The 17585-nt window shown below is 73.8% G+C and carries 15 protein-coding genes; 5 read left to right on the forward strand and 10 right to left on the reverse strand.

Going from position 1 to position 17585, the window contains the following annotated elements:
• Nucleotides 1–21 precede the first annotated feature (21 nt).
• The gene (locus ABIE39_RS09460) at nucleotides 22–729 is read right to left on the reverse strand and encodes an NADPH-dependent F420 reductase (RefSeq protein WP_354051486.1); all 708 of its coding nucleotides are present in this window, start codon (nucleotides 727–729) and stop codon (nucleotides 22–24) included.
• 23 nt (nucleotides 730–752) lie between these two features.
• Here ABIE39_RS09460 and ABIE39_RS09465 point away from each other — a divergent pair, with 23 nt between their 5' ends.
• Complete coding sequence (locus ABIE39_RS09465; RefSeq protein WP_206153658.1) at nucleotides 753–2348, forward strand: SLC13 family permease; 1596 nt, start codon at nucleotides 753–755, stop codon at nucleotides 2346–2348.
• 118 nt (nucleotides 2349–2466) lie between these two features.
• Nucleotides 2467–4212 (forward strand): flavin-containing monooxygenase, encoded by a 1746-nt coding sequence (locus tag ABIE39_RS09470; protein ID WP_354051488.1) that lies wholly within the window; start codon nucleotides 2467–2469, stop codon nucleotides 4210–4212.
• A 99-nt stretch (nucleotides 4213–4311) separates the two neighbouring features.
• On the opposite strand, the gene ABIE39_RS09475 is transcribed toward ABIE39_RS09470, so the two are convergent.
• The 3 genes from ABIE39_RS09475 to glnA all read right to left on the reverse strand — a co-directional run bounded on the left by ABIE39_RS09475 (nucleotide 4312) and on the right by glnA (nucleotide 8049).
• The gene (locus ABIE39_RS09475; protein ID WP_354051490.1) at nucleotides 4312–5229 is read right to left on the reverse strand and encodes a glycoside hydrolase family 19 protein; all 918 of its coding nucleotides are present in this window, start codon (nucleotides 5227–5229) and stop codon (nucleotides 4312–4314) included.
• Nucleotides 5230–5391: 162 nt separating this feature from the next.
• The gene (locus ABIE39_RS09480) at nucleotides 5392–5922 is read right to left on the reverse strand and encodes a hypothetical protein (protein WP_354051492.1); all 531 of its coding nucleotides are present in this window, start codon (nucleotides 5920–5922) and stop codon (nucleotides 5392–5394) included.
• Nucleotides 5923–6624: 702 nt separating this feature from the next.
• The gene (gene glnA / locus ABIE39_RS09485; protein ID WP_175008415.1) at nucleotides 6625–8049 is read right to left on the reverse strand and encodes a type I glutamate--ammonia ligase; all 1425 of its coding nucleotides are present in this window, start codon (nucleotides 8047–8049) and stop codon (nucleotides 6625–6627) included.
• A 261-nt stretch (nucleotides 8050–8310) separates the two neighbouring features.
• On the opposite strand from glnA, the gene ABIE39_RS09490 reads away from it, so the two are divergent.
• Nucleotides 8311–8787 carry an RDD family protein gene (locus ABIE39_RS09490; RefSeq protein ID WP_175008416.1) on the forward strand — a complete coding sequence of 159 codons (477 nt, stop codon included), beginning with the start codon at nucleotides 8311–8313 and terminating at the stop codon, nucleotides 8785–8787.
• Between the two features lie 103 nt (nucleotides 8788–8890).
• Here the strand turns inward: ABIE39_RS09490 and ABIE39_RS09495 are convergent, their stop codons facing one another.
• The 5 genes from ABIE39_RS09495 to ABIE39_RS09515 all read right to left on the reverse strand — a co-directional run bounded on the left by ABIE39_RS09495 (nucleotide 8891) and on the right by ABIE39_RS09515 (nucleotide 13354).
• Nucleotides 8891–9634 carry a DUF4191 domain-containing protein gene (locus tag ABIE39_RS09495; RefSeq protein ID WP_021480396.1) on the reverse strand — a complete coding sequence of 248 codons (744 nt, stop codon included), beginning with the start codon at nucleotides 9632–9634 and terminating at the stop codon, nucleotides 8891–8893.
• A gap of 10 nt (nucleotides 9635–9644) precedes the next feature.
• Nucleotides 9645–10655, reverse strand: coding sequence for a lipoyl synthase (lipA, locus tag ABIE39_RS09500; RefSeq protein ID WP_175008417.1), 1011 nt, complete (start codon nucleotides 10653–10655; stop codon nucleotides 9645–9647).
• A gap of 106 nt (nucleotides 10656–10761) precedes the next feature.
• On the reverse strand, nucleotides 10762–12087 hold the full coding sequence (locus ABIE39_RS09505; RefSeq protein ID WP_175008418.1) for an MFS transporter: 1326 nt from the start codon (nucleotides 12085–12087) through the stop codon (nucleotides 10762–10764).
• Nucleotides 12088–12169: 82 nt separating this feature from the next.
• Nucleotides 12170–12841, reverse strand: a complete 672-nt coding sequence (gene lipB, locus ABIE39_RS09510; RefSeq protein ID WP_175008419.1) for a lipoyl(octanoyl) transferase LipB — start codon at nucleotides 12839–12841, stop codon at nucleotides 12170–12172.
• Between the two features lie 9 nt (nucleotides 12842–12850).
• Nucleotides 12851–13354, reverse strand: coding sequence for a MarR family winged helix-turn-helix transcriptional regulator (locus tag ABIE39_RS09515; protein WP_255437090.1), 504 nt, complete (start codon nucleotides 13352–13354; stop codon nucleotides 12851–12853).
• 20 nt (nucleotides 13355–13374) lie between these two features.
• Here ABIE39_RS09515 and ABIE39_RS09520 point away from each other — a divergent pair, with 20 nt between their 5' ends.
• Complete coding sequence (locus ABIE39_RS09520) at nucleotides 13375–15753, forward strand: MMPL family transporter (RefSeq protein ID WP_502914842.1); 2379 nt, start codon at nucleotides 13375–13377, stop codon at nucleotides 15751–15753.
• Here ABIE39_RS09520 and ABIE39_RS09525 read toward each other — a convergent pair.
• A complete protein-coding gene (locus ABIE39_RS09525; RefSeq protein ID WP_074809542.1) occupies nucleotides 15666–16379 on the reverse strand; it encodes an HNH endonuclease family protein in 714 nt (237 codons plus the stop codon). The two genes, ABIE39_RS09520 and ABIE39_RS09525, sit on opposite strands and share 88 nt — an antisense overlap.
• Before the next feature lie 163 nt (nucleotides 16380–16542).
• Here ABIE39_RS09525 and ABIE39_RS09530 point away from each other — a divergent pair, with 163 nt between their 5' ends.
• Nucleotides 16543–17583, forward strand: a complete 1041-nt coding sequence (locus ABIE39_RS09530; RefSeq protein ID WP_354051496.1) for a Gfo/Idh/MocA family protein — start codon at nucleotides 16543–16545, stop codon at nucleotides 17581–17583.
• Nucleotides 17584–17585 lie beyond the last annotated feature (2 nt).

Genomic DNA, 17585 nt, shown 5'->3' on the forward strand with positions numbered 1-17585 from the left:
CCGGGGGCCGTGCGGGGACGGTCAGATCGTGCGCGGGGCGCGCGCGAGGTTGGCCCGCAGCTCGTCGGCGTCCTGCCGCGCGACGTACGCGGGACGGTCGCGCTCGACGCGCCACGACTCCGCGAGCGGGCTCGTGTCGACGGTGTCGAAGCCGAGCTCGTCGTAGAACCGCTCGACCCACGCGGCGGCCTCGGGGAAGTCGCTCGACGTCGCCAGCGCGCGGCGGCCCGGCGTCCCGGCGGGCGTGCCGTCGGTCGTGATGTGCGGCGCCTGGATGTGGTTGAACGCCTTCGCCACCTTCGACGCCGGCAGGTGCTCCTGGAGCAGGCCCGACGACGTCGTCTCGCCGCGGTCGAGCGCCTCGACGTGGCCGTCGCGCTCCCAGTAGTAGTTGTTCGTGTCGATCACGATCTTCCCCGCGAGCGGCTCGACCGGGACGTCGCGGTAGGCGTGGAACGGCACCGCCACGACGGCGACGTCGGCGGCCCGCGCCGCTTCCTCCGCGGTCCCCGCGCGCGCCCGCGGACCGAGCTCGGCGACGAGGTCGTCGAGCGTGCGGGGGTCGCGCGAGTTCGCGATGACCACGTCGTACCCCTGCCCGACGGCGGCCCGCGCCACCTGGGAACCGATGTTGCCTGCGCCGATGATCCCGAGAGTCGTCATGGTCATCGACAACGCGTCCGCGGCGTCACTATTCCGCACGGCTCGCCGTCCGGGCCGTTGTGGCATCCTGACGTCCGAGAGGGGGCCCCATGATCGATCCGCTGGTCGCCACCTTCGCGATCCTGGCCCTCGCCGTCGTGGGCTTCATGACGAACCGCCTGCCGCTCGTCGTCGTCGCGCTCTTCGTGCCCGTCGCGCTGTGGGCGACGGGCGTGCTCCCGCTCGACGAGGCGCTGGGCGGCTTCAGCGACCCGATCGTGCTCTTCATCGCGTCGCTCTTCGTGCTCAGCGACGCGCTGGACTCCACCGGCGTCACGGCGTGGATCGGGCAGTGGCTCGAGCGGCGCGCGTCGCTCGGGCGCGCGGGCCTGCTCACGCTCATGGTGGGCGTCGCCGCGCTGCTCGCCGCGGTCATCAGCATCAACGGCGCCGTCGCGGCACTGCTCCCCGTCGCGGTGGTCGCGGCGGCGCGCGCCGGGATCGTGCCGTCGCGCATGCTCGTCCCGCTCGCGTTCGCCGCCGGCGCGGGGTCGCTGCTCACCCTCACGGGCACGCCCGTGAACATCATCGTCTCCGAGGCGGCGGCCGAGGCCGGCGGCCGCGAGTTCGGCTACTTCGAGTTCGCGCTCGTCGGCGTCCCGCTCGTCCTGGCCACGGCGGTGCTCGTCGTGACCCTCGGCGACCGGCTGCTGCCCGAGCGCGTCCCCGAGCACCTCGCCGACACCGCGACCGACCCGCGCGAGCGCGTGCGCTCGTGGCGCGAGAGCTACACGCCCGACCTCGACACGGGCCGCCTGTTCACCGGCGGCACCGGGGTCGTGGAGGTGGTCATCGCACCCCGCTCGACCCTCGTCGGGCGCACCGTCAGCCCGGGCATGACGACGCGCGACGAAGGGCTCGTCGTGGTCGCCCTCCGGCGGGGCGAGGCGCACGCGTCGGCGTCCGACGCCGAGCGGGCCTCCGGGACGCTGACCCTCCAGCCGGGCGACGCCGTGCTCGTGCGCGGACCGTGGGACGCGCTGCACCGGTACACGCAGTCGCCCGACGTGCTCGCGGTCGACTCGGCGCGCAGCCTCCAGCGCGGCGTCCCGCTCAGCCGCGGGTGGCGCCGCTGCCTCGCCGTGCTCGTCGTGACCGTCGTGCTGCTCGCGACGGGCGTCGTGCCGCCCGTCATCGCCGGCCTGCTCGCCGCGGGCGCCCTCGTGGTCGGCGGGGTGGTCACCGTGCCGCAGGCGTTCCGCGCGATCTCGTGGGACACCGTCGTGCTCATCGCGGCGCTCATCCCGCTGTCCGCGGCGTTCGTCTCGTCCGGGGCGGCGGAGGCGATCGCCGGGCTCGTGCTCCGGCTCACGGGCGACGGGTCGCCGCGCCTCGCGCTCCTCGTGGTGTGCGTGCTCACGCTCGTGCTCGGGCAGTTCATCTCGAACGTCGCGACGGTGCTCGTCATGGCCCCCGTCGCGGTGTCGTTCGCGCAGACGCTCGACGTGAGCGTGCTGCCGTTCATGATGGCGCTCACGGTCGTGGGCGCGGCCGCGTTCCTCACCCCGATCGCGACCCCCGTCAACCTCATGGTCCTGCAGCCCGGCGGGTACCGGTTCGGCGACTACTGGCGCCTCGGCCTGCCGCTCGCCCTCGTCTTCCTCGCGGCCGCGGTCCTGTACGTGCCGCTCGTCTGGCCGTTCTGAGCGCGAGCGACGACCGGCCCGCGGTCACCCTGGCACGACGTCGCAGGTCGTGGCACGGTATACCGCGTCGCGCGGGCACCGGGCCTGCGACGACGTACCTGACACGGGGGAGTCGTCCATGGGGAAGACCACGAACGGCGCGCTCTACGACGCGGTCGTCATCGGGGCGGGCTACTCGGGCCTGGCGATGCTGCACCACCTGCGCGAGATCGGTCTGTCCGTCCTCGTCGTCGACGCCGCCGACGGGATCGGCGGCACCTGGTGGGCGAACCGCTACCCGGGCGTGCGGACCGACTCCGAGTACCTCGCGTACGCGTACTCGTTCTCGCGCGAGGTGCGCGAGGAGTGGGACTGGTCCGAGCGCTACCCGCGCGGCGAGGAGATCCGTGCCTATCTCGAGTTCGTCGCCGACCGGCTCGACCTGCGCCGCGACATCCGGCTCGGCGTCGCCGTCGAGCGGGCCGAGCACTCCGAGGTGACGAACCTCTGGACGCTCACCCTCGCCGACGGCTCGCGGCTGCGTGCGACGTACGTCGTCTCCGCGACCGGCCTCCTCTCCCGGCCCCTGTACCCCGACCTGCCCGGGCTCGACTCGTTCGCCGGGCCGGTCCACCACTCGGCCCGCTGGCCGCACGAGGGCGTCGACCTGACGGGCAAGCGCGTGGGCCTGCTCGGGGTCGGAGCCTCGGGGATCCAGATGCTGCCCGAGCTCGCGGCGGCGGCGGAGCACGTCACCGTCTTCCAGCGCACCCCCAACTACGTGCTGGAGACGACGAGCCCCGCAGTCACGGCCGACGAGCTCGCCGCCCTGCGCGCCCGGTACGACGAGGTCTTCGAGCGCGCCGTGCGCCATCCCTTCGGCGTGCCCATGGAGATCCCCACGCGGTCCGCGCTCGAGGTCGACGACGACGAGCGCCGCCGGGTCTTCGAGGCCCGCTGGGAGGCGGGCGGCTTCCGGTTCGCCAACGAGTGCTTCACGGACCTCGTGTCCAGCCCCGAGGCGAGCGAGCTCGCGTCCGAGTTCCTGCGCGGCAAGATCCGCGAGGTCGTCGACGACCCGCGGACGGCCCGCCTGCTGAGCCCGACGACGTATCGCTTCCTGGGCAAGCGACCCCCGACGGGCCACGGCTACTACGCGGCGTACAACCGCGCGAACGTCGAGCTCGTCGACGTGCTCGCCACGCCGATCACGCGCGTGACGCCGCGGGGGGTCGTCGTGGGGGAGGTCGAGCACGCGCTCGACGTGCTCGTGCTCGCCACCGGCTTCGACGCCATGACCGGGGCGCTCACCGCGTTCGACGTCGTCGGGCGGGACGGCGTCACCCTGCGCGAGCGCTGGGAGCGCGACGGGCTGCGCACCTACCTCGGCATCTCCGTCCACGGCTTCCCGAACTTCTTCATGTCGCTCGGGCCGCAGACGCCGCTGTCCAACCTCACGGTGCCGGTCCAGCGCGGCGCGCAGTGGCTCCAGCGCGCGCTCGCCTACGCGCGCGAGCACGGCGTCGACCGGCTCGAGGCCACGCCCGAGGCTGAGGAGTGGTGGCGCGCGGAGACCGAGCGCGCGGCCCGCGCGACCGTCATGTACGAGGAGGGCAGGAAGGCGGGCGCCTGGTTCGTCGGCGGGAACGTGCCCGGCAAGCGCGAGGAGATCGCCGTGTACCTCGGTGGCGGGCACGTCTACCAGGACGAGTGCGCCCGCGCGGAGGCCGAGCACTACGCCGGGTTCCGCCCCGGCGCGGGGCTGCCGTCGTCCCACGTCGTGCGGCCAGAGCCTGCCTCTGCGCCCGCGCCCGCGCCTGCGCCCGACGCCGGTTCGGCGTCCGGGGCGGAGGACACGCCGGTGGCCGCCGGGGTCGGCGGCTGACCGGCGGGTGCGGTGCGCCCCCTGCGTGCACCGCACCCGCCGCTCACGCCGCCGGACGTGCTGCGGCCGACCGGCCGCCCACGCCGCGGTCCGGACCGCTCAGCAGGTCAGGCCCGAGCCCGGGGCCACGCCCAGCACCTCGGTGATCCGCACGTAGCGGTCCACGCGCGACTGCACCGACGCCGGGTTGCCGCCGCCGCACTCGAGCGCCCCGTTGAGCGAGTTGATCGTCTGGCCGAAGCCCGCGCCGGACACCATCGCCTGGTGCGACGTCATCACGCCGGGCCCGTTCTGGGTGTTCCAGTACCAGAGCGCGGTCTGCCACGCGACGGACGGGTCCTCCTCGACGAGCCACGGGTCGTTGAGGAGATCGATGCCCAGAGCGTCGCCGGCGGCCTTGTAGTTGAAGTTCCAGCTGAACATGATCGGCCCCCGCCCGTAGTAGGCCGTCTGGCCGGCCGGGCAGCCGAAGGGCTGCTCGTCGTCGCACTTGATCCAGTAGTTCGCCTCGTTGATCTCCTTCACGTACCGCAGCCCGACCGACTCGAAGTCCGCGTGCGTGAGGAACGCCGCGGCCTCGCGCGTCCGGGTCTCCGGCGTCCCCGTGCTGGCGAACGCCGGGTACGCGCCCAGCGCGTCGACGAACCCGTCGTACGTGTAGAACGGGTGCCGCTTCGGGAAGATCGCGTCGAACTCCGCGCGGCTCACCACGAAGTCGTCCCCGCCCCCCGTGCACCGGCCCGCGTCCACCCAGACGCTCGTCGACCCCGGCGTCTCGCGCTGGGTCCACCACCGCGCCGTCCAGTTCCGCCCGTGGTGCGACGCCGTCTTCCCGCCGGTGTAGGCGGTCGTCGGCGACCACGTCGCGGCGCACGCGGAGGCGCTCGCGGGCTGGTCGGCACCCGCGGGGGAGGTGCCCGTGGCCGCGCCCGCCGGGGCCGTGACGGACACGGCCAGGACCGCCGAGGTGAGGACGGAGACGACGGTGGTGAGGGCGCGCCGGAAGCGAGTGCTCATGAATCCCCCTGCTGTTGCGGGCGGCATCGTTACCGCCGCTCGCAAACCTAGCGCGCCACGCCGCCGCGCGACAAGAGTCACTGAGGCGAGCATCCGCGCCTGCACCGACGAGCGATCGCTCGGTCACCTCGAGGGCGCCGCCACGACGCGGCCGATCGCCTCTCAGGCGGTAGGCCACTGGCCGGGTCTCTCCGGCTGCGCAGGAACGGTGACCCGGAGATCCTCGAGAGCGCTCGTCCAGGCCGACTCGTCGATGACCCGCGGGCACTCGAAAGCCAGCTGCACGACGTCGGTCGTCCGGTCGCCCGCAAAGTTCTGCGTGGTGATCGCTCGCGTGACGCCCCTGACTGCCACCGGGCCTCGCGGGGTCGATGCGTCCCAGTCCTGAGCCAGCGCGTTCACTCCCACCGTCCCCGCGCCCGGCTGCGACGTCAGCGGAAGCAGGACGTTCCGCAGCGCCGATGGGTCAGCCCCCTCGTCGGACTCTCGGAGCGCGGAGAGAAGCTCCTGAGAGACCCCGTACTGATCGGCACGGGGATCGACGCCGCCCGGGTCGGTGCTCTGCGAGAGTGTGCACGGGCCGTACTCGGCCACTCCCTGCCACGCACTGCGGGCGACGAGAGGAGTCGTCGTGCCCGACTGTCGGAGCGTCGTCACCGTGGTCTCGCCGCCCTCGGGCTCCTCGCCGGGCACCTCGGCTCCTTGCTCGCCGGTGCGGTCGCCGCCGCCGTCAGGGCCGTCAGGCGCCTCCTGGCCGGACGTGGTCTCGCTCGCTCGGGGCGACGCCGAGGGAGGCGTCGGTGCTTGATCGCTGACGGGCCTCTCCACCTCAGTGGTCCCTGTCGAGGTGCATCCGGACACGGAGAAGATCGCACCGAGGGCGAAGCCCACCAGAATGCCGGCTCGTGTTCGCACGAGTTCCCCCTGAGTCTCCGGTCCGCGCGAGGCGAGGCCGCCCTGCCGGCGGTGACCCGGCAGTCTACCCGGGACGGTCAGGCTTCTGACCAGCAGCTTCTCGTCCTGGCGAGAGCCCACGGGGGGAGCACTCGAGCGCGGTCTCCGAGCGTCGATCGGCCACGGCGTCCCCGCTGCTTCCTTGCGTCCACCGGGGCAGGGTCGCGTCGGCCACGACGGCGCGACGAGACGCGGCAAGGCCGAGCGGGTGGGCCGCGCCGAACGACACGTCGCCGTCGACGCGACCGTCGCTGCGTCGCTCGAGAGCGCGTTCCGGCAGGTCGAGCCCCGCGGTGCCGGCGTCGCGTCTCGACTGAGACTCGCAGGCGGGTCGCCCTACGACCGGGGCGACGGAGAACGGCCCCCGCCCGTGGTGGGCGTCGCGAGACGCTCACCACGGACGGGGGCCGTGGAGCTCCGAGGTCGGGTCAGACCAGGGACTCAGATGTCGTAGTAGAGCTCGAACTCGTGCGGGTGCGGGCGCAGGCGGATCGGGTCGATCTCGTTGGTGCGCTTGTAGTCGATCCACGTCTGGATGAGGTCCGGCGTGAACACGTCGCCCTGCGTGAGGAACTCGTGGTCGGCCTCGAGGTTGTCCAGCGCCTCGGAGAGCGAGCCGGGGACCTGCTGGATCTGCGCGTGCTCCTCCGGCGGCAGCTCGTACAGGTCCTTGTCGATCGGCTCCGGCGGCTCGATGCGGTTCTTGATGCCGTCGATGCCGGCGAGGAGCTGCGCGGCGAACGCGAGGTACGGGTTGGCCGACGGGTCCGGCACGCGGAACTCGACGCGCTTCGCGGCGGCGGACGAGCCGGTCACCGGGATGCGGATGCACGCGGAGCGGTTGCGGGCCGAGTAGACCAGGTTGACCGGGGCCTCGTAGCCGGGGACCAGGCGGTGGTAGGAGTTCACCGACGGGTTGGTGAAGGCGAGCAGCGACGGCGCGTGCTTGAGCAGGCCGCCGATGTACCAGCGCGCGAGGTCGGAGAGACCGCCGTAGCCCTTCTCGTCGAAGAACAGCGGCTTGCCGTCCTTCCACAGGGACTGGTGCGAGTGCATGCCCGAGCCGTTGTCGCCGAAGATCGGCTTCGGCATGAACGTGACGGACTTGCCGGCCTCGAACGCCTCGTTGCGGATGACGTACTTGAACTTCATCAGGTCGTCGGCCGCGTGCAGCAGCGTGTTGAAGCGGTAGTTGATCTCCTGCTGGCCGGCGGTGCCCACCTCGTGGTGCGCGCGCTCGACCTCGAGGCCGACCTTCTCCAGCGTCGCGCACATCTCGTCGCGCAGGTCCGCGAAGCGGTCGGACGGGGAGACGGGGAAGTAGCCGCCCTTGTAGCGCGTCTTGTACGCGAGGTTGCCACCCTCCTCCTCGCGGCCCGTGTTCCACGCCGCCTCGATGGAGTCGAGGTAGTAGAAGCTCGAGTGCTGGTTCGTCGCGAAGCGCGCCTCGTCGAAGAGGTAGAACTCGGCCTCGGGCGCGAAGAACGCCGTGTCCGCGATGCCGGTCGAGCGCAGGTACGCCTCGGCCTTGGCCGCGATGTTGCGGGGGTCGCGGGAGTACGGCTCGCCCGTGAACGGGTCGACGATGGAGAAGTTCACGACGAGCGTCTTGCGCTTGCGGTACGGGTCCACGAACGCGGTCTTGACGTCCGGCACGAGCTTCATGTCCGACTCGTGGATCGCCTGGAAGCCGCGGATCGACGACCCGTCGAACATCAGGCCGTCCTCGAACGCCGACTCGTCGAACTGCGAGACGGGGATGTTGAAGTGCTGCATGATGCCGGGCAGGTCGCAGAACCGGACGTCGACGAACTCGACGCCTTCGTTCCGCGTGAAGGCGATTGCCTCCTCCGCGTTGTTGAACATCCGTTGCTCCTTGATCGGGTGGTGCCGTCGGGCTGCGCGGCGGACGAGCCGCTGACGTGGCGCCCACGAACCTAGGCCGGGGCGGTTTCCCTACGGTGTACCCCTTGTTTCGGTCGTGTTACGTCCCGCGTCCCCGTGTGACGATCGTGCGACACGAGGGCGCGCGGCAGCCGACGTGGGGTCGGTGTGCCGTTCGGCACGATACCGCCGTCCGGCGGCCGGAGGGCGTCCCGTCCACCGCGTGGCACGTACGCTGGTCCCGTGGTTTCACGCGAGGACATGGGTTCGTGGCTCGAGGGCGCCCCGGGCGACCAGCACACCGGTCGCGGCGCGCGGCTCGGCCTCCCGCCGGAGGGCCCGGGCTCCCTCGCGACGCTCGGACGGCGCGTCGTCGCGCTGGCCATCGACTGGGTCCTCGCGACCCTGGTCGCGTTCCTCTTCTTCCGCCCCGCCGCGCCGGGCTTCTTCGAGGGCATCTCGGCCCTGCCGGTCTGGTCGCAGCCGCTGGTCTTCGCGATCGAGAACGTGCTGCTCGTGAGCACGCTCGGGTTCACCGTCGGCCACCGCGTCATGGGGATCCGGGTCCGGCGCCTCGCCGAGCCGGCGCGCATGGTCGGTCTCGGCCGCGGCGTGCTGCGCACGGTCCTGCTGTGCCTCGTCATCCCGGCCGTCGTCTGGGACGCCGACGGTCGTGGCCTGCACGACCGCGCCGCGGGCACGGTGCTCGTCCGCTCCTGACCGCGGGCGGCCGGATCCCCGCCCCCCCCATGCACGACGACGCCCGGCCGGCAGAGGAGGGATCCTCGCCGACCGGGCGTCGTCGTGGTGTGCGGGTGTCGCGTCAGCGACCCTTGAGGCCCTTGCGGTCGGGGCGGGCCCGCGTCGGGTCGATCCCCTTGGGGATCGGCAGGCGTGAGACGCCGAGCGCGCGCAGGCGCTTGGAGACCTCCGCCGTCTCGGGCTTCGTGAGGGTCGGCTTGAGCTTCTGGACGGCGCGGGGGAGCTTGGGCAGCGCCACCTGGTCCTCGCCGTCGCCGACCTGGATCGTGGTGACCGGCACGTTCGGCAGCACCCGCGCGACGCGCTTGCGCTCGGCGTCGAGCAGGCGCTTCGCGCGGTGCGGCGGGCCCTCGCTCACGAGCACGACGCCCGCGCGCCCGACGCCGCGGAACACGAGGTCCTGCGTGCGGGGGTCGATCGCGACGGGCTCCTCGTCGAACGTCCACCCGCGGCGGATCGTGCCGAGCGCGGCGCGCGCGGCGCCGGGCTGGCCCTCGATCTGCTGGTAGGCGGCGCGCTCGGCGCGACGCGTGAGCACGAACATCGCGCCCAGCGCCGCGAACGGGATGCCGACGATCAGCGTGTAGACCCACTGGCCCCACCACAGGCCGATGCCCAGCGCGACGGCGAGGATGCCGACGAACACGCCGAGCATGACCCACGTGACCGCCGGGTCCTGCTTGCGGGTCATCTGGTAGGCGGCCCACACCTGGTGGTACCAGCGCTGCTTCTTGGGCTTCTTCTGCTTCGCGACCTGCTCGCCGGCGGCGGGCGCGCCGGTGCTGTCCGAGTTCTTGCGGGCCATGCCGGTCAGTCTAGTGGGGTGCGCGGGCCAGCAGGCTCGCGGCCTCCTGGCGGGACGTCGTCGGCTCGGCGAGGTGCGCGAGCGCGGCGGGGATCTCCATGCCGCGGCGCGTCATGGCCTGGCCCCAGAGGCGCCCGGCGCGGTACGACGACCGCACGAGCGGGCCGGACATGACGCCGAGGAACCCGATGGCCTCGGCGGCGTCCGACAGCTCGACGAACTCCTCCGGCTTCACCCAGCGGTCCACGGGGTGGTGCCGCAGCGAGGGGCGCAGGTACTGCGTGATCGTCACGAGGTCGCAGCCGGCGTCGTGCAGGTCCTGCAGCGCCTCCTTCGCCTCGTCGATCGTCTCGCCCATGCCGAGGATGATGTTCGACTTGGTGACGAGCCCGGCCTCGCGCGCCCGCGTGAGCACGGACAGCGAGCGCTCGTACCGGAAGCCGGGCCGGATCTGCTTGAAGATCCGCGGCACCGTCTCGAGGTTGTGCGCGAGGACCTCGGGCCGGGACCCGTTCACCTCGTCGAGCAGCTCGGGGATCGCGTTGAAGTCCGGGATGAGCAGCTCGACGCCGGTGCCCGGGTTGAGCGCGTGGATCTGGCGGACGGTTTCCGCGTAGAGCCAGGCGCCGCCGTCGGGCAGGTCGTCGCGCGCGACGCCGGTGATGGTCGAGTAGCGCAGGCCCATCGCCTGGACGGACTCCGCGACGCGGCGCGGCTCGTCCGCGTCGAAGTCGGCCGGCTTGCCCGTGTCGATCTGGCAGAAGTCGCACCGGCGCGTGCACTGGTCGCCGCCGATGAGGAAGGTCGCCTCGCGGTCCTCCCAGCACTCGAAGATGTTGGGACAGCCCGCCTCCTCGCAGACCGTGTGCAGACCCTCGCGCTTCACGAGCCCCTTGAGCTCGGAGTACTCCGGGCCCATGGTCGCGCGGGTCTTGATCCACTCGGGCTTCTTCTCGATCGGCGTCGCGGCGTTGCGGGCCTCGACCCGCAGCATGCGCCGTCCTTCAGGTGCGATCGTCACGGGTGTCTCCCGGTCGTCGTGGCGAGTGAGCGCCGACGTCGCGCCCACCAAGCGGGCGGGCGGCGCACCGTTCGGGTGCGCGCCCTGGTACGACGCCGGACTCCGGTCAGACTACGCGCTCGCGCTCGCCGTCTCCCGTGCGTCGCTCACCCTGTGGACGTGACGTCAGCGACACCCCGGTCACGACGAGCAGGACCGCCGCGACGACGGGGAGCGCGAACGCGCTCGTCGTCGACACGGTGTCGGCGAGCGCGCCGCCCCCGGACGCGCCGATCGCGACACCGACGACGTTCGCGCTGGCCACGAGGGTCATGGCCGACGCCGTGCGCCCGGCCGGCGCGCGCTCGCCGGCGACCGTGAAGACCGTGACCATGACCGGCCCGACGAACAGGCCGGTCGCCGCCACGGCGACGACGACCGCGGTCAACGAGCCGCCCGCGGCCGCGAGCACGAGACCGGCGGTGCCCACCAGGAGCCCTGCCGCGAACGTGATCCAGCGGCTGCGCAGCCCCCAGCGCCGGGGCAGGGCGACCACGGAGAGCGCGGTGATCGCGGAGCCGACGCCCATGACCGCGTACACGAGCCCTGCGCTGCCCGGCACGCCCGCGTCGCGCGTGAGCGCGGTGAGCGCGGCCTGGGTCCCGCCGAACAGCAGGCCCATGGCGAGCATCCCGACGAGCACGACCGCCTCGCGCCGCACCAGCGCGGCCGTCCCGCCGGCGTCCGCGGCACCGGCCGTCGTGCCGTGCGGGCCGGTGCCGTGCGGCGCGGTCGCGCGCGCTGTCGGGTGGAGCGCGAACGCGGCGCCGAACACGGCGATGCCGCCGGCCGCGGCGAGCACCGCGACCTGCGGCGAGCCTGCCGATGCGAGGACGCCCACGAGGGCGGGCCCCAGGACGAAGCTCACCTCGTCGGCCGTGCTCTCGTAGCTCATCGCGGCCTCGACGGTGCGCGGCTCGTCGGCTGCGAGGCGCAGCCAGCGCACGCGGGCCAGCGGACCGACCTGGGGAGCGCTCGCGCCCGTCGCCGCCGCGGCGAGCAGCACCGCGGCCGTGGCGCCCGGTGCGGACGCCGAGAGCACGAGGGCCAGCACGGCGACCGTCGCGACCGGCACGCAGACGAGCAGGACGCGACGCTGGCCGACACGGTCGGCGAGCGCGCCCTGGGTCGGGCCGCCGAGCGCCGTCCCGAGCGCCGTCGCGGCGGACGCGAGGCCCCCGAGCGCGACCGACGAGGTGGTCGACGACACGAGCAGCAGCGTCCCGATCGTCAGCATGGAGAACGGCAGGCGCGCGAGGAACGCGACAGGGAGGAACGCACGGCCCGCGAGCTGGGGGAGCCGGGCGTAGCCCGTGCGGACGGGCACGCCGTCGGGCGGGGGAGGTGCGGGGGTGCGGGGGCGCGACGCCGCGCGCGCGGGGGTGGTGGTCATGCGGTCCAGGTCCTCGGGGTCGTCCAGCCGCGCGCCGACCCACCCGTACTCCGGCGCGCGAGGATTCCCTGGAGCCCCCAGCCTATCCCGCGAGCGCGGTCGGAGGGGTGTCCGCGGCGTCTGCGGCGAGCAGCGGGACGAGCGCCGTCCCGAGCGCGTCGACGAGGAGCGGCGCGACCTCGGCGAGCGTCACCTCGCGCCCGAGCTCGGCCGTGAGGGACGTCACGTCGGCGTCCTCGATGCCGCACGGGATGATCCGCTCGAACCGCGACAGGTCCGGGACGCAGTTGAGCGCCAGCCCGTGCATCGTCACGCCGCGCGCGACGCGCACGCCGATCGCGCAGACCTTGCGCTCGCGACGGGTCGCGTCGGCCGCGACCCAGACCCCGCTGCGGCCCTCGACGCGCATCGTCGCGAGCCCGAGGCGGGTGCAGACCGCCATCACGGCGTCCTCGAGCGCCCGGACGTACGCGACGACGTCCACGGGCTCGGCGAGCCGGACGATCGGGTAGACGACCTGCTGGCCCGGGCCGTGCCAGGTGATCTTGCCGCCGCGGTCGACGTCCACGACGGGCGTGCCGTCGTCGGGCCGGTCCGAGCGGTTCGTGCGACGCCCGGCCGTGTAGACGTCCGGGTGCTCGACGAGGATCAGGGTGTCCGGCCGCGTGCCCGCGACGACGTCGTCGTGCACCGCGCGCTGCAGGTCCCAGGCCTCGTGGTAGTCCGTGATCCCCGGCAGCGCGAGCAGGTCCATCGGGCCAGGCTAACGCTCGTCGCCGGGTGAGCGCGGGAGGGTCTCGAGGAGCGTGAGGAGCGCACCGCGCAGCGCGGCGACCTGGTCGTCGTCGAGTCCGCGGGTCGCGAGGTCCTCGGCGGGGCGGCGGCGCGCCGCGGCGAACCCGGCCGCGCGCCCGGCGTCCGTGATGGCCACGGCCCGACGGCGGCGGTCGGCCGGGTCGCCGGTGCGCGTCACGTAGCCGGCCCGCTCCAGCCGCGCGACGATCCGGCTCATGGTCTGCTCCGTGACGCCCGACTCGTCCGCGAGGACGCGCTGGGACCGCGGCCCGGCGAGCAGGTGCATGAGGACGGGGAAGCCGGCGTGGTTGAGGTCCCACTGCCCGAGGTGCGCGTTCCACTCCCGCTCGATCCGGCGCGCGACGGCGAAGAGGAGGCGGCCGGTGGCCCATTCCTGCGGGTCTCCGGGGGTGGGGTCGCCGACGTCCGGGTCGACGTGCGGCCCGGTGCGATCCCTCGGTGCAAGCTCCAACGTGCATTCCTCCTTCCACCATGGCACCATTCCTCAGCATGCTGAGCAATCGGACGGGCGGGTTCCTCCGCGGACTGATCATTGTCGCAGTCATCGGTCTCTGGATGGCCATCGGCGCACTGGGCGGCCAGGCGCAGGGTCGCCTGAGCAGCGTGCAGACCAACGATGCCGCGGCGTTCCTGCCGGCGAGCGCCGAGTCGACGCGCGCTGCCGAGGTCGCGCAGGAGTTCACCGACTCCGAGACGCTGCCCGCGCTCGTCGTCGCGACGACCGGTGACGGGAGCGCGCTCACGCCCGACGACCTCGCGGCGCTCGACGCCTACGCGCAGGCCGTGCCCGGGGCACCGCTCGAGGGAACCTCGGGCGACGAGCCCGCGACCGTGGGCGACGTCTCGATCGCCGACCCGGTCGTGGTGCCGTCCGAGGACGGGGAGGCGGCGCTCGTCGTCGTCTCGCTCGACGCGTCTGTCGCGTCCGACCGCATCGGGGCGGACGAGAGCAGCGTGAGCGAGCTCGCCGTCGGCGCGCTGCGCGACCTCGCCGCCGCGGACGCGGCCGACGGGGGCCTCGCCGGCACGTCGCTCGACGTGTGGGTCACCGGCCCCGCCGGCTTCGTCGCCGACCTCGTCACCGCGTTCGGCGGGATCGACACCGTCCTGCTGCTCGTCGCGCTCGGCGCGGTGCTCGTCATCCTCGCGGTCGTCTACCGGTCGCCGATCCTGCCGTTCATCGTCATCCTCACGGCCGTGCTCGCGCTGACCCTCGCCGGTCTCGTCGTCTACGAGCTCGCGGCGGCGGACGTGCTGACGCTCAACGGCCAGTCGCAGGGCATCCTCTCGATCCTCGTCGTCGGGGCCGCGGTCGACTACTCGTTGCTCGTCGTGGCGCGCTACCGCGAGGAGCTGCGCCTCGTCCGGTCGACGACGACGGCGCTGCGCCGTGCCGTGCGGGCCTCGGTCGAGCCGATCGCCGCGAGCGCCGGCACCGTCGTCGCGGGCCTGCTCTGCCTGCTCCTGTCCGACCTGTCGTCCAACCGCAGCCTCGGCCCGGTCGCCGCGATCGGCATCGCCGCCGCGTTCGTCGCCGCGCTCACGCTCCTGCCCGCCCTCCTGCTCGTCGCAGGGCAGCGGTCCCGCGCGCTGTTCTGGCCGCGCATGCCGCGCTACGACGCCGACCACGCGGCCCACGAGGCCGCGGCGGCCGAGGCGTCGCCCGAGAGCGAGGACCGCGTCAGCATCGACGGGCACGGGGTGTGGTCGCGCGTCGCGAGCTTCGTCGGACGCCACGACCGGCGCGTGTGGATCGTCACGGCGCTCGTGCTGGCGGCGTGCGCGGCGTTCGTGCCGACCCTCGACGCCGAGGGGACCGGCGACTCGGAGGTGTTCCTCGCGGACGTCGACTCGGTCGCGGGCGAGGAGGCGCTCACCGCGCACTTCGAGGGCGTGTCCGCGCAGCCGGCGACCGTCATCGCCCCCGAGGCGGACCTCGACGCCGTCGTCACGGCGGCCGAGGGCACGGACGGCGTCGCCGCGGCGACGCCCGTCACGGACCAGCCCGCCGTCGCCCCCGGTGCGCCCGCCCAGGGCGACCCGCTCGTCGTCGACGGGCAGGTGCGCGTCGACGTCACGACCGAGGCGCCGTCCGACAGCCAGGAGGCCGTGCAGACGGTGTCGGCGCTGCGCGACGCCGTGCACGAGGTCTCGCCCGAGGCGGTCGTCGGCGGAGCCGCGGCCGAGCGACTGGACACCCAGCTCGCCGGTCAGCGCGACCTGCGGGTCATCGTGCCGGTCGTGCTGGTCGTGATCCTGCTGATCCTCATCCTGCTGCTGCGGTCCGTGCTCGCGCCCGTCCTGCTCATGCTCGCGAACGTGCTGTCGTTCGGGGCCGCGCTCGGCGTCGCCGCGCTCGTCTTCAACCACGTGCTCGACTTCCCCGGCGCGGACCCGGCCGTCCCGCTCTACGCGTTCTGCTTCCTCGTCGCGCTCGGCGTGGACTACTCGATCTTCCTCATGACCCGGGTGCGCGAGGAGAGCCTGCGCGTCGGGACGCGGCGCGGCGTGCTGCGCGGCCTCGCGGTCACGGGGTCGGTCATCACGTCGGCGGGCGTCGTGCTCGCGGCCACGTTCGCCGCGCTCGGGATCATCCCGCTGCTCTTCCTCGCCCAGCTCGCGTTCATCGTCGCGTTCGGCGTCCTCGTCGACACCCTCGTGGTGCGGTCGCTCCTCGTGCCCGCCCTCGTGCACGACGTCGGTCGTCGCGCCTGGTGGCCGAGCGCCCTCGGGCGTCTGGACCGCGGACCGGGGGAGCCCGGTCAGCCCGCCGGGAGCGGCTCGGCGGGGCAGTCCGCCAGCACGCGCGCCATCGCCTCGGACTCCGACGGCGTGACCGAGAGCTCGTAGGCCGCCTTCACGGCGATCTGCCGGGCGACGTACGGGCACCGGAACGCGTGGTTCGGGGGCAGCCAGGCCGACGCGTCGCGTGCGCCCTTCGACTGGTTCGCCGGGCCGTCGGACGCGAGCAGGTTGAGGGGGTCGTTCGCGAACTCTCGGCGCGTCTCGTCGTCCCAGGCGCGGGCGCCCTTGCGCCACGCGTCGAGCAGGGGCACGACGTGGTCGATCTGGACCGCTGCGCTCGTCGCGTTGCCGCGGCGGAAGTCGATCGTCTCGCCCGTGTACGGGTCCTCAAAGGTGCCCGTGCGGACCTCGCAGACGTCCCCGCGCGTCGAGAAGGTCAGGTCGGCCAGGTCGCGCGCGAGGATGTCGTTGCGGGTGTCGCACCCGTTGCCGTCGACGTCGGCCCACGCCGGACCGAACAGCGCGCGCTCGTAGCCGGTGTCCGGCCCGGGGCCCTTGACCTCGAGCCCGGCGAGGGCCTCGAGCGCGCTCCCGGCGACCGGCTCGGGGTCGGTGTCCGCCGCGACGGACCGCTGGTTGACGACGTTCGCGACGACGATCGCGATCGCCAGGGCGATGAGGACGTAGCGCAGGACGCTCCGACGAGGGACCTGGCGGCTCGTGGTGCTCAAGGGACGACCTTCCCGAAACCGATTCTCGGCCCGACCCCCGCGAGACGGTACGCAGCGCTCCATATCGGACCAACGCGCACATTCTGCCAGGTCGCCCGGGGTGCTCCGACCCGCGCCCGGCACGCCTCGGGCACCCGTCCGCGGCGCGGCTAGATTGGTCCGCATGGACACCGCCGCACGCACGCTCAGGGTCGGGATCGTCGGGTACGGAGGGGCCGGTCGCGGCATCCACGCGCGGCTCGTGCGCGAGGCGGGGCACGTCGTCATGGCCGTCGTCGTGCGCTCGCCCGAGCGCCGCGCCGCGGCGGCGGAGGACTGGCCCGGCGTGCACCTGCACGACGACGTCGACGCGCTCCTCGCCGACCGCGCGGCCTACGACGTCGTCGTCGTGGCCAGCCCGTCCGCGCTGCACGCCGACCACGCGACCGCGCTCGCGCGTGCGGGCGTCCCCGTCGTGGTGGACAAGCCGCTCGCCCTGGGCGCCACGGCCTCGCGCGCCGTCGTCGACGCCGCCGAGCAGGCCGGGACCCCGCTCACCGTCTTCCAGAACCGCCGCTGGGACCCGGAGCAGCTCACGCTGCGGTCCGTGCTCGACCGCGGCGACCTCGGCCGGGTCCACACGTTCGAGCGCCGCTGGGAGCGCTGGCGTCCCGTGCCGCAGCAGCGCTGGAAGGAGAACGACCTCGTCGGCGGCGGCCTCCTCCTCGACCTCGGGCCGCACCTCGTCGACTCGGCCACGCAGCTCTTCGGGCCCGTCACCGGGGTGTGGGCCGAGCTCCGCTCGCACACGACCCCCACCGAGGACGACGTTTTCCTCGTGCTCCACCACGCCCCGGACGCCGACGGGAACGCCGTCGTGAGCCGGCTGTGGGCCGGGTCCGTCGTCGGTGCGCCCGGCCCGCGCACGCGCGTGCTCGGCACGGGCGGCGCGTACGTCGTCACGACGTTCGAGAACGACGCGTCGCCCTTCGAGGTGTTCGACGACGCCGCGCCCGCGGGGACCCTCGGCTGGGTGACGCGCGGGCGCGAGCGTGAGCCCGTGCCGCAGGCTCCCGGCGGGCACGCGGACTTCTACCGCGCCGTCGCGGCGTGGCTGCTCGACGACGGCCCCGTGCCGGTCGACCCGCGCGACGCCGTCCGCACGGCCGAGGTCCTCGACGCCGCGCGTCGCAGCGCCCGGGAGGGTCGCCTGCTCGAGGTGTGACG

Source organism: Cellulosimicrobium sp. 4261, assembly GCF_040546915.1.
Taxonomy (GTDB): domain Bacteria; phylum Actinomycetota; class Actinomycetes; order Actinomycetales; family Cellulomonadaceae; genus Cellulosimicrobium; species Cellulosimicrobium cinnabarinum.